This window comes from Aeromonas sp. MdU4, from assembly GCF_041929505.1.
GTDB lineage: Bacteria > Pseudomonadota > Gammaproteobacteria > Enterobacterales > Aeromonadaceae > Aeromonas.
Window position 1 is genome coordinate 2947 of sequence record NZ_JBHFMW010000034.1, and the last position, 12242, is coordinate 15188.

General features: G+C 58.6%; 12 protein-coding genes and 1 tRNA gene. 4 read left to right on the forward strand and 9 right to left on the reverse strand.

The annotated features are described in order from the left end of the window. Positions 1–255: 255 nt before the first annotated feature. From ACE1BR_RS20195 to ACE1BR_RS20235, 9 genes are all read right to left on the reverse strand, one after another. A tRNA-Pro gene (locus tag ACE1BR_RS20195) sits at positions 256–332 on the reverse strand. Between the two features lie 155 nt (positions 333–487). After that, positions 488–1192 (reverse strand): MOSC domain-containing protein, encoded by a 705-nt coding sequence (locus ACE1BR_RS20200; protein ID WP_374873440.1) that lies wholly within the window; start codon positions 1190–1192, stop codon positions 488–490. A gap of 45 nt (positions 1193–1237) precedes the next feature. Continuing rightward, complete coding sequence (locus ACE1BR_RS20205; protein ID WP_374759803.1) at positions 1238–2083, reverse strand: ABC transporter permease subunit; 846 nt, start codon at positions 2081–2083, stop codon at positions 1238–1240. Continuing rightward, complete coding sequence (locus tag ACE1BR_RS20210; protein ID WP_374873442.1) at positions 2080–2985, reverse strand: ABC transporter permease subunit; 906 nt, start codon at positions 2983–2985, stop codon at positions 2080–2082. Before ACE1BR_RS20210 ends, ACE1BR_RS20205 begins: the two co-directional genes overlap by 4 nt. Further along, positions 2982–4136, reverse strand: a complete 1155-nt coding sequence (gene potA, locus ACE1BR_RS20215; RefSeq protein WP_033138795.1) for a polyamine ABC transporter ATP-binding protein — start codon at positions 4134–4136, stop codon at positions 2982–2984. Before potA ends, ACE1BR_RS20210 begins: the two co-directional genes overlap by 4 nt. 78 nt (positions 4137–4214) lie before the next feature. Continuing rightward, complete coding sequence (locus tag ACE1BR_RS20220) at positions 4215–5300, reverse strand: polyamine ABC transporter substrate-binding protein (protein WP_374873444.1); 1086 nt, start codon at positions 5298–5300, stop codon at positions 4215–4217. Between the two features lie 120 nt (positions 5301–5420). Beyond that, on the reverse strand, positions 5421–6518 hold the full coding sequence (locus ACE1BR_RS20225; protein WP_374873573.1) for an extracellular solute-binding protein: 1098 nt from the start codon (positions 6516–6518) through the stop codon (positions 5421–5423). A 53-nt stretch (positions 6519–6571) separates the two neighbouring features. Continuing rightward, positions 6572–7933, reverse strand: coding sequence for an aspartate aminotransferase family protein (locus ACE1BR_RS20230; RefSeq protein WP_374873446.1), 1362 nt, complete (start codon positions 7931–7933; stop codon positions 6572–6574). A gap of 90 nt (positions 7934–8023) precedes the next feature. Next, positions 8024–9355, reverse strand: a complete 1332-nt coding sequence (locus ACE1BR_RS20235; RefSeq protein WP_374873448.1) for a glutamine synthetase family protein — start codon at positions 9353–9355, stop codon at positions 8024–8026. A gap of 467 nt (positions 9356–9822) precedes the next feature. On the opposite strand from ACE1BR_RS20235, the gene ACE1BR_RS20240 reads away from it, so the two are divergent. The 4 genes from ACE1BR_RS20240 to ACE1BR_RS20255 all read left to right on the forward strand — a co-directional run bounded on the left by ACE1BR_RS20240 (position 9823) and on the right by ACE1BR_RS20255 (position 12228). Then, on the forward strand, positions 9823–10209 hold the full coding sequence (locus ACE1BR_RS20240; protein ID WP_374873450.1) for a TraR/DksA family transcriptional regulator: 387 nt from the start codon (positions 9823–9825) through the stop codon (positions 10207–10209). Between the two features lie 148 nt (positions 10210–10357). Then, positions 10358–11215, forward strand: a complete 858-nt coding sequence (locus ACE1BR_RS20245; RefSeq protein WP_374873452.1) for a hypothetical protein — start codon at positions 10358–10360, stop codon at positions 11213–11215. A 51-nt stretch (positions 11216–11266) separates the two neighbouring features. After that, the gene (locus ACE1BR_RS20250) at positions 11267–11713 is read left to right on the forward strand and encodes a DUF962 domain-containing protein (protein ID WP_374873453.1); all 447 of its coding nucleotides are present in this window, start codon (positions 11267–11269) and stop codon (positions 11711–11713) included. Between the two features lie 20 nt (positions 11714–11733). Continuing rightward, positions 11734–12228, forward strand: a complete 495-nt coding sequence (locus ACE1BR_RS20255) for a CreA family protein (protein WP_374873455.1) — start codon at positions 11734–11736, stop codon at positions 12226–12228. The last annotated feature ends 14 nt before the right edge of the window (positions 12229–12242 follow it).

Consider the following 12242-nt stretch of genomic DNA (forward strand, 5'->3'; position numbering starts at 1 on the left):
GGATAGCGGATAGCGGATAGGCAAAGTGTGGTGCCACATGCTGTGAACCAGCAACACTAACAAGCAATAATTGCCCCTAGAGTCTTGGGCTATCGGCAGGTCGGCAGGTCGGCAGGTCGGCAGGTCGGCAGATTGGCAGATTGGCAGATTGGCAGATTGGCAGATTGGCAGATTGGCAGATTGGCAGAGAACAAGTTAACGAGCGCCGGAAGAAAAATGCAAAAAGGCCGCTCTATTGAGCGGCCTTTTCAAATTTGGTCGGTGTGAGAGGATTCGAACCTCCGACCCCTTCGTCCCGAACGAAGTGCGCTACCAAGCTGCGCTACACACCGATGTCTGCGGGACGGGAATTTACCGAAAGCACCGACCTGATACAAGCCTTTTTTGCATTTTGAGGGAAAAAAGGCACCGTTCGCTCAACTATTCAGCACTCTTTTCACCCGTTTACCGGGATGCAGCCAGCTGGTGACATTCCGGCAACCCGCAGTCAGGCCAAGCGCAAGGATGCCGGCCCCAGCAGACGGCGCTGCCAGTCAGCCACAGTGCCATGCTCCAGCCAGTCGGCTGCATGCTGGCGCCAGTTGGGCGAGAGGGCCGGATTTTCCAGCAGCAACAGCAAGTCGGTCTCGTTGCGCACCTGATTGAACAAGATATCCGCCGTACGCTTCACTGTCAGCTCGGGATAGGGTCTGTCTACCAGCTCCATGGTCGCGTCGGGCGCGATCATGCCCTCCTCCAGCACCCGCAGCAGCCAGCCACAGCGGCCATTGAGCTGCATCACCTGCGACATCTGGCCATAGCCAAAACGCTGGTTGAGCTTGAAGCAGGGGGATCTCGGCTGGCTAATCTGAATAAGCGCCTCACCGAGTCGATAGACATCGCCGATGCAGGCTTGCACCTCAGTCAGCCCGATACCGGAGAGGTTCTCGCCAAAAGCTGCAGGCTGCCAGGGGGTGCGTGGTGCTGGAAGACCCAGCGCGGTTTGCCAGGTCTGCCACCAGGGATAGTGGTCAGCTGGATAGAAGTGGAGCGCCCGATCCGGGCCACCGTGGTGGCGCAAATCACTCTGCTCATCGCCTTCCAGACCGGCAAAGGAACAACGAACTGGCGCTGCGATCGGTTGCTTGTGAATGGCGCTGGTGAGGCCCGGCACCAGCTCGGTGCCACGACCGCTAAAAAGGGAGATCCGCATACTCATCCTCCAGGTTGACGAGAGTAGGCGGATCTTATCATGGCGTCAGACGACGGCCTGCATCTGGGTAGTCATGGCGATCTCGGCACGGCGGCGCTTCTCTGCCCGAGCCATCAGATACCAGCTGCCGAAGGTAAACAGCGATACCGACAACAGGATCAGGCTGGCCACCGCGTTGATCTCGGGTTTCACCCCGAGCCGTACCGCCGAGAAGACCTCCATCGGCAGCGTGGTGGAGCCCGGGCCGGAGACGAAGCTCGCCAGCACCAGATCATCCAGCGACAGGGCGAACGACATCATGCCGCCTGCCGCCAGCGAGGGGGCGATCATCGGGATGGTGATCAGGAAGAACACCTTCCACGGCTTGGCACCAAGGTCCATCGCAGCCTCCTCGATGGAGAGATCCAGCTCCCGCAACCGCGCCGATACCACGATCGCCACGTAGGCAGTACAGAACGTAGTGTGCGCGATCCAGATGGTCAGCATGCCCCGCTCGGCGGGCCAGCCCACCAGCTGGGCCATCGCCACGAATAGCAGCAACAGCGACAGACCGGTGATCACCTCGGGCATCACCAGTGGCGCCGTCACCATGCCGCCGAACAGTGTACGGCCACGGAAGTGGGGAATACGGGTCAGCACAAAGGCCGCCACCGTTCCCAGCGCCACCGCCGCGATCGCGGTGTAGAAGGCGATCTCCAGCGAGCGGAACACCGACCCAATCAGCTGCTTGTTGTCGAGCAGGCCGAAGTACCACTTGAGCGACCAGCCCCCCCACACCGTCACCAGCTTGGAGGCGTTGAAGGAGTAGATCACCATGATGACCATGGGCAGGTAGATAAACAGCAACCCCAGCCAGAGCATCAGTTTGGCAAAACCGAAACGTCTCATCATGCCTTGCCCTCCAACTCTTTGGCCTGGTTACGGTTAAACAGGATGATCGGAATGATCAGCACCGCCAGCATCACCACCGCCAGCGCAGACGCCACCGGCCAGTCGCGATTGTTGAAGAACTCCTGCCACAGCACCTTACCGATCATCAGGGTCTCCGGGCCGCCCAGCATTTCCGGTATCACGAACTCCCCCACCACCGGAATAAACACCAGCATACAGCCAGCGATAATGCCGTTCTTGGAGAGCGGCACCGTGATCTGCCAGAAACGGGTCAGGTTGCGCGCCCCCAGGTCAGAGGCAGCCTCCAGCAGGCTCTGGTCATGTTTGACCAGATTGGCGTAGAGCGGCAGCACCATAAACGGCAGGTAGGAGTAAACGATGCCGATATAGACCGCCAGGTTGGTGTTGAGGATCTGCAGCGGTTCATCGATCACCCCAATCCCCAGCAAGAAGCTGTTGAGCAGGCCGTTGTTGCTGAGGATCCCCATCCATGCATAGACCCGGATCAGAATTGCGGTCCAGGTCGGCATCATGATCAGCAGCAGCAGCACGGTCTGGGTCTCCTTGTTGGCCCGTGCAATGGAGTAGGCCATCGGATAGCCGATCAGCAGACAGAGGATGGTGCTGATTAAGGCCATCTTGAGGGAGCCGAGATAGGCCGCGATATAGAGCTCATCCTCCTGCAGCAGCAGGTAGTTGCCCAGGTTGAGCAGGATGGTCAGCTGATTGTCGGCCCAGCTCATCACATCGGTGTAGGGCGGGATCGCCACATCCGCTTCGGCAAAACTGATCTTCAACACGATGATGAAGGGCAGCAGGAAGAAGAGGAACAGCCAGAAGAAGGGGATGCCGATCACCAGCCGACGCCCCCCGACCCGCTTCAGTCGTCGCAAGAACTTCATGATTGCAGCACCACGCCGCTGTCATCTTCCCAGTAGAGGAACACCTGGTCATCCCAGGTTGGCCGCTTGCCGTGGCGTTCGGCATTGGCGATGAAAGCCTGAACGATTTTGCCCGAAGGCAGCTGGATGTGATAAACCGAGTGACCGCCCAGATAGGCGATGTCGTACACCTCCCCCTTGGTCCAGTTGAAGTCCGGATGCTCGATCTCCTCCGGCTTTTGCAGACTCATCAGCAATTTTTCCGGCCGCAGGGCGTAGGTCACCTTCTTGTTCTCGGCGCGGGAGCTGATGCCGTGGCCCACATAGATCGGCTGCTCCAGGTCGGCACAGGCGATAGTCGCGTGGTCCTGCTCATCTTCCACCAGCAGGCCGTCGAACAGGTTGACGTTGCCGATGAACTCGCACACCAGCCGACTGGCCGGGGTTTCGTAGATATCCATCGGGCTGCCAATCTGCTCGATGCAGCCGAGGTGCATGATGGCAATCCGCTCCGCCATGGTCATCGCCTCTTCCTGATCATGGGTCACCATGACGCAAGTAACCCCGACCCGCTCGATGATCTCCACCAATTCCAGCTGCATTTTGGAACGCAGCTTCTTGTCGAGCGCTCCCATGGGCTCATCCAGCAGCAGCAATTTGGGACGTTTGGCCAACGAACGGGCCAGCGCCACCCGCTGACGCTGGCCACCGGAGAGCTGATGCGGCTTGCGACGGGCATACTGGGTCATCTGCACCAGCTTGAGCATCTCCTCCACCCGGGCATCCACTTCAGCCTTGGGCAAGCCATCCTGTTTGAGGCCAAACGCGATGTTCTGCGCCACCGTCATATGGGGGAACAGGGCGTAGGACTGGAACATCATGTTGATGGGGCGCTCGTACGGCGGCATGTCGGTGATATCGACCCCGTCGAGGAACAACCGCCCCTCGGTCGGGCGCTCGAAACCGGCCAGCATCCGCAGCAGGGTCGACTTGCCGGAGCCTGAGCCACCAAGCAGGGCGAAGATCTCCCCCTTGTGAATATTGAGAGATACGTTATCGACCGCCAGCGTTTCATCGAACTGCTTGCTTACCCGATCGATCTTCACCAGCACATCTTTGCGTTGCTGGCTGCCCTCGAGGGCTTTCTTGTAGGCACTGGAGGCTATCGCCATTACCAAACTCCCCAACGTGATATCGACCTCACGGTCGATCCATAAAAGCGATTTGGCGCCCCCGAACGGGCACCAAGGTTAGGTTCCGGACTTGATCTTGTTCCAACTCCGGGTCATCAGCCGCATCACTGCTCGAGGATGTGTCTGCGACACATAGAGTCTCGCCAGCACCGGCTGCGGTGGATAAACAGACTGATCGTCACGCACTTTTTCATCCATAAAAGCAGTCGCCCTGGCATTGGGGTTGGCATAGCCCACATAGTTGCTGACCTTGGCAATTACTTCGGGCTGCAGCACGTAATTGATCAGGGCATGCGCCTCTTTGACATTGGTGGCATCGGCCGGGATCGCCATCATGTCGAACCACAAATTGCCCCCCTCCTTCGGGATGCTGTAGGCAATCTTCACCCCCTTGCCAGCCTCGTTGGCCCGCGCGGCGGCCTGCAAAATGTCGCCGGAGAAACCGGCAGCCACGCAGATATCGCCATTGGCGAGATCGCCGATGTATTTGGAGGAGTGAAAATAGGCGACATAGGGCCGCACCTTGAGCAACTGCGCCTCGGCCTGCTTGATATCCGCCTGTTGGTGGCTATTGGGATCAAGACCGAGGTAGTTGAGGGCAGCGGGGATCATCTCGTCGGCAGAGTCGAGGAAGGCGACACCGCAACGGGATAGCTTCTTCATGTTTTCCGGTTCAAAGATAACGGCCCATGAGTCAATCTTGTCGACCCCCAGCACCGCCTTGACCTTCTCGACGTTGTAGCCGATGCCGTTGGTGCCCCACAGATAGGGCACGGCGTATTGATGGCCCGGATCCACCTTGTCGAGCTGCTTGAGCAGCACGGGATCCAGGTTGACCAGATTGGGCAGCAGGGATTTATCCAGCTTTTGGAACGCCCCGGCCTCTATCTGCTTGGCCAGAAAATTGTTGGAGGGCACCACCAGATCGTAACCGGTTCGCCCCGTCAGCAGCTTTCCCTCAAGGGTCTCGTTGGAATCAAACACGTCATAGACGGTCTTGATCCCGGTCGCCTGCTGGAAATCGCTGAGGGTGGTCTCGCCAATATAGTCAGACCAATTGTAGAAATGGAGCTCAGGAGCGGCCTGCGCTGCATTTGCCAACCCCATGGTCAGGGCAATGGTTGCCAATCTGGTTGTCTGCACGGTGTCAGTTCTCCTGTGTTTAGTGGTTGACCGTCTGCGCATCCTTTCGCGCGGCCCATCCCGAAGGATGGCATCACTACCCTCCCGGCCGAACTGCGGGCCAGGAGGGGCACTCGTCACTTATTTGCCGGACTTGATCTTGGTCCAGCTGCGCGTCATCAGGCGCTGCACCTTGGCCGGCAGATCCGGGAAGGTGTAAATCTTCTGCATGGTCTCTTCGCTCGGATAGATACCCGGGTCGTTGCGGATCTCCGCATTGACCAGCGGGGTCGCCGCCTTGTTGCCGTTCGGGAATTTCACCACGTTGGTAATGTTGGCGATCACCTCGGGCTTCATCAGATAGTTGATAAAGACGTGGGCGGATTCGACGTTCTTGGCATCCGCCGGAATGGCGATCATGTCAAAGAAGCTGCCAGCCCCCTCTTTCGGAATGGTGTAGGTGAGCGACACGCCGTTCTTGGCTTCAGCTGCCCGCGCCTTGGACTGCTGCAAGTCACCGGAATAGCCAACCGCCACACAGAGGTTGCCGTTGGCCAGATCCGAAATGTACTTGGAGGAGTGGAAATAGGCGGTATAGGGACGAATGGAGAGGAACAGCTCCTCGGCCTTCTTCAACTCGGCCGGTTTCTGACTATCCGGCTTGAAGCCCAGATATTGCAGGGCTGCTGGCAGCATTTCGGTCGGCGAATCGAGGAAGGAGACACCGCACTCCTTCAGCTTGGCCATGTTCTCCGGCTTGAACACCAGATCCCAGGAGTTGACCGGCGCGTCGGCACCCAGCACCGCCTTCACCTTCTCGGGGTTGTAGGCATAGCCGATGGTGCCCCACATGTAGGGGATGGAGTACTGGTTGCCCGGATCGCTCGGCTCGAGCGCTTTGAGCAGGCTGGGATCCATATTTTGCCAGTTGGAGAGCTTGGACTTGTCCAGTTTCTGGAACACGCCCGCCTTGATCTGCTTGGCCAGGAAGGGGTTGGACGGCACGACAATATCGTAACCCGAACTGCCCGCCAGCAACTTGGCTTCCAGCACCTCGTTGCTATCGAACACGTCATAGACCACCTTGATCCCGGTCTCCTTCTGGAAGTTATCCAGGGTGTCCGGTGCGATGTAATCGCTCCAGTTGTAGACGTGCAGCACTTTCTCTTCGGCCATTGCTCCGGCACTTGCCATGACCAGAGCCACAGAGGCAGCGATCACTCCTGTTTTGAAAGACATCATCCTTGTCTCCTAAGCAAATTGTATGCGCATGCCAACCTGCCCGGCCTACCTCAACCCTTCAGCTTTTCGGCTGTCAGATCCAGACTGCGCCTGGCCAGATTGACCAATTCATCAACCTGTTCCTCGGTGATGACCAAGGGGGGCGATATGATCATGGTATCGCCTACCGCCCTCATCACCAAGCCATTGTTAAAGCAGAACTCCCGACAGGTCATCCCCGCATTTGCCTGCGCCGGAAAACGCCGGTTGGTCTGTTTGTCCTGCACAATTTCCAGCGCGGCCACCAGACCTTTGCCCCGGGTTTCCCCCACCAGCGGATGGTCAGCCAGCTCAGCCCAACGGCGCTGCAAATAGGGGCCAATGGTATCATGGACACGCTTAACTATGCTTTCCTTCTGCATAAGCTGGATGTTGGCCACCGCCACCGCGCAGGAGACCGGATGGCCCGAATAGGTGAAGCCGTGGTTGAACTCGCCCCCCTCCTCGACCAATACCTTGGCGACCCGGTCGCTCACCATCACAGCGCCAAGCGGCAGGTAGCCGGAGGTGATCCCCTTGGCCAGACACATCAGATCCGGCTTGATACCAAACCCTTCGCTGGCAAACCAGTGGCCGGTGCGGCCAAAGCCGCAGATCACCTCGTCGGCAATCAGCAGAATGCCGTAGTGATCGCAAATGCGCTGGATCTCGGGCCAGTAACTGTCAGGCGGAATGATGACGCCGCCCGCCCCCTGGATCGGCTCGCCGATAAAGGCGGCCACCTTGTCCACTCCCAGCTCCAGAATCTTCTGCTCCAGCTGGCGAGCCCGCTCCAGACCGAACTCATGGGCACTCATCCCCTGCCCCTCGCCGAAGTGATAGGGCTGGTCGATATGGACTATGCCGGGAATGGGCAGGCCACCCTGGGCATGCATCCCCTTCATGCCACCCAGACTCGCCCCCGCCACGGTGGAGCCGTGGTAGGCGTTGTGGCGGCTGATGATCACCTGTTTGTCAGGCTGACCCTTGCTGGCCCAGTAGTGGCGCACCATCCGCAGCACGGTGTCGTTGCACTCGGAACCGGAGCCGGTAAAGAAGACATGGTTGAGATGGGACGGCGTCACTTCGGCCAGCAGAGTGGCCAGCTCGATCACCGGCGGGTGCGCGGTCTGGAAAAAGAGATTGTAATAGGGCAATTGCTGCATCTGGCGCGTGGCGGCATCCACCAGCTCCTGGCGGCCATAACCCATGTTGACGCACCACAGGCCCGCCATGCCGTCCAGAATGCGCTTGCCATCGGAATCTTCCAGATAGACGCCGCTGGCCTTGGTAATGATGCGGCTCCCCTTCTTGTTCAGGGCCTGAAAATCGGTAAAGGGGTGCAGGTGGTGGCCAGCATCCAGTTGCTGCCACTCACGAGTCGTATGCTGCATTGCTTGCTCCTCGGTTCCTTCGATATGAGCGGGAGAGGCCGGGATTGGCCTCCCCGTTTTGGGGTAGTGCGCGGTGGACACGCACCAACATCACACGTTCAGCAGCAGGAACTCCCGCTCCCAGCGACTGATCACCCCGAAGTAGGTCTCGTACTCTTTGCGTTTGACCGCGACAAAGGCGCGGGTGAAGCGTTCGCCCAGCATCTCCTTGATGGGGTCGCACTGCTCAAGATGGCTGAGCGCCTCCTCCAGCGAGCGCGGCAGGCTGTAGGGCAGCTCATAGGCGCTCGACTTCATCTCCGGCAGTGGTTCCAGCTTCTCCATCATGCCGAGGTAACCGCAGGCCAGAGTGGCGGCCAGCGCCAGATAGGGGTTGGCATCGGCTCCGGCAAAACGGTTCTCTACCCGACGGGCACCGGGATCGGAGAAGGGCACCCGCAGCCCGCAAGTACGGTTCTCTACGCCCCACTGAACGTTGCGCGGCGCACTCTCACCGAAAGTGAGGCGACGGTAGGAGTTGACGTTGGGCGCCAGCAGCGCGGTTACCGCCGGGGTGTATTTCTGCAGACCGGCGATGAAATGCATGAACATCGCCGAGTTGCCCCCCTCCTCGGTGCCAAACAGGTTGTGACCGTTCGCGTCTTCCAGGCTCTGGTGGATGTGCATGGCCGAACCCGGCTCGTCGCTCATCGGTTTGGCCATAAAAGTGGCGTAGATACCATGCTTGTGCGCCGCCTCGCGCATGGTGCGCTTGAACAGGAACACCTGATCGGCCAGATCGATGGCATCACCGTGCAGGAAGTTGATCTCCATCTGGGCGGCCCCCGATTCGTGGATCAGGGTATCCACCTCCAGCTCCTGCGCCTCGCAGTAGTCATACATGTCTTCAAAGATGGGGTCGAACTCGTTGACCGCATCGATACTGAACGACTGTCGGGCGGTCTCCGGGCGGCCGTTGCGCCCCACCGGCGGCACCAGCGGATAGTCGGGGTCTTCGTTGCGCTTGACCAGATAGAACTCCAGCTCGGGAGCGACCACCGGTTTCCAGCCCTGCTTCTCATAAAATGACAAAACCCGACGCAGCACTGAGCGTGGCGCGATGTCGATCAGCTTGCCGTTGATGTCGAAACAGTCGTGGATCACCTGGGCAGTCGGCTCCAGCGCCCAGGGGACAAAACGGATGGTATTGGGGTCGGGATAGAGCTGCATGTCCCGCTCCAGCGGGTCGATCATGCTGTCGTCATCCGGATACTCACCTGTCACTGTCTGGGTGAAGATCACCTCGGGCAGTCGCATGCCCCCTTCGCGCAAAAACTTGTTGGCTGGAATGATCTTTCCCCGGGCATTGCCGGTGAAATCCGGAAACAGACACTCCACTTCCGTGATGCGATTGCTCTCCATCCAGCCCTTGATACTGTCCATGTTAAACCCCGACTTTACGGTTGCCATTGGCAAGGGTGTCTAATATATGGAACACCCTTGTTATAAAAATGTAATCAACACCACCATAAAAGCCCGCCGACAAGGGCAATGTCAAGCAGGCGTGTTTAAAAAATTATAAATAACGGCGCATATAATGACCAAGTCGATACCAAATACTAAACACTCGATGCCCTGTTTCTTGCCAGTGCAAGGCAAGTGCCAACCAGCCGAAACGAAATGTCAGATCTCGTCTGTCGCTCGCTAAAAGGGGCCATTTTTTTGCAAAGGCGCACAATCCGTATCCGATTTGCTTTGCTTGGCTGCATTTTTTTGGTACAAGGCCCGCCCTGATTTGCACTCTATTGCATTAAACAGGTGCAATTCAGGATACAAGGGCTTGGTCTGTAGGCAGACAGCCCCCATAAACAGGGATTATTGGGTTAGTAAACTGACTGGTAGTAAATCGTATGTGTGATTTCATGACTGAAGACCAACTGGCCTTTTACAAGGGGCAGATCGAGCGGCAGATCGCCGAACTCGAAGAGCGCCTGAACTCCCAGGCCAGCCAGGCCATCGCCACCGACACCAACGAGATGGCTGATGAAATTGACCGTGCCAGTATCGAGGAAGCCCGCCGTCTGGAGCTGAACCGCATCGAGCACGACAAACTACACCTGCGCAAGCTGCGCGGCGCATTGAAGCGCATCAGCGAAGGGGATTTTGGTTACTGCGAATCTTGCGGTGACGAGATCTCCATGAAGCGGCTGCATGCCCGTCCGGAATCCCGTTTCTGCGTCGAATGCCAGAGCACCAAGGAATTTAACGATACCCACGTGTTCCGTCGCGTCGCCTGATTCTTCGAAGAACCGTCACCATTCTGGAGCAACAAGCGACCAGCAAGGTAGGGCCCAGCGCTCAAACCTTGTACACCGCTACGCAGCAAGATAGTGACAAGTTCTGTTAGACTCCGGGCAAGCCCAGGAATCTACAGGAGAACAGAGCGTGAAATGGCTCATCAAACTGTGTTTGTGCCTGCCACTGCTGGCACAAGCACAGGTTTTGACGGTCAAGGTGCCCAGCCGCCCCGTCAACAATCTTGATCAGGAGTACCAGATTAAACTGCTGGAACTGGCGCTCACCCGTTCCGGACAACCTTTTCGCATCCAACCCGTCGACCTCGATCTCAACCAGTACACCCTCCAGCAACAGCTGAGCAAGGGCAAGAGCATCAACGTCTTCTGGATGGGTACCTCCAGCGCCCTCGAATCCTCCCTGCTTGCCGTCCCCATTCCGCTGTTTCGCGGGCTGGAAGGGCTGCGACTGTCGTTCATCCACGCCGATGCACAAGAGAAATTCAACCAGATCAACACCCTGGCCGACCTTAGAAAAATGAGAGCGGCACAAGGGGTTGGCTGGGCCGACAACAAGATTCTGGAAAATGCCGGTATTCCCACCTACTCGGGCCGCTTCAGCAGCCTGTTTCGCCTGATTCAAGATGGCGACAAGATCGACTTCTTTCCCCGCAGCCTGGTGGAGATCTTCGCCGAGCGCAGCGAACTGGTGGCGCAATATCCCGATCTCGCCATCGAGCAACACCTGCTGATCCGCTACCCCTTCGCCCAGTTCTTCTTCGTCAGCCCCGAATACCCCAAGCTGGCCAAGGCGATCCAGACCGGACTGGAACGGGCCTATGCCGATGGCAGCTTCATGAAATTCTTCCATGAAAATCCCAAGATCCGCGAGGCGCTGGCCAGTGCCGACCTCGATAGACGGGTCACCATCCAACTGCCCAATCCCGATATGACCCCTTTGCTCAAGAGCATTCCGGCACAATATTGGGACTATCCACCGCAGGGGTAAAACCCGATCACCCCGACAGGGACAGAACAATCAACGTGCCAGGGAGGTGCCATGAAGAGTATCGAAGAGTGGTTTGCGGAGTACGGCCAGAGCCATCGCCATCCGGTCAACGTCGCCATCCACAAGCTGGCGGTGCCGGGCATCTATCTCTGCTCGCTCGGGCTGCTCTGGAGTCTGCCCGCCGGACCGCCGCCAGCAGGACTCAACTGGGCAGCGGTCGCTGCCATTCCGGTACTGGCCTTCTACCTGCAGCTGTCGTTTGCCCTGTTTGTCGGGATGGCGGGGCTGACCGCGCTCGGGCTGGCCTTCTGCCACCAGTGGCAGGGGCCGCTGCTGTGGCCCGCGCTGTTTATCTTCGTGCTGCTGTGGATAGCCCAGTTTGTCGGCCACAGGATCGAGGGCAAGCGCCCCTCCTTCCTCGCCGACCTGCAATTTCTGCTGATAGGCCCCGCCTGGGTGCTTGCCAGCCTCTATCGTCGTTTGGGCATTCCCTACTGAGGGAGCCAACAGGAGAGACCATGTCATACCGCCACACGCGAAATAACGCCCTTCGCCGCGCCCTGCCCCTGCTGCTGGGCACCCTGTTCGCCGGCCCGGTGCTGGCCGACAAGGCTGATGCCGTCGGCGAGGTGAGCACCGCCTTCAAACTGTTTGGCCCCAACCACAAGATCCTGGTGGAGGCGTTCGATGACCCGCGCATCGACGGCGTCGCCTGCTATCTGGCACGCCCCAAAACCGGTGGCGTCAAAGGCGGGCTGGGACTGGCGGAAGATCCCTCCCACGCTTCCCTGTCGTGCCACCAGATCGGCCCCATCACCCTGCCCGAGAAGCTGAAGGCAGGGGAAGAGGTGTTCGATGTCAGCACTTCGCTGGTGTTCAAGGAGCAGAAAGTGGTGCGTTTTTACGACAAAAAACGCAATGCACTGGTTTATCTGACCTACAGCACCAAACTGGTGGATGGTTCGTACAAGAGTGCCGTCAGCGCCGTTCCCATCATGCCGTGGGGACAATAACCAGCCGGTTTGTC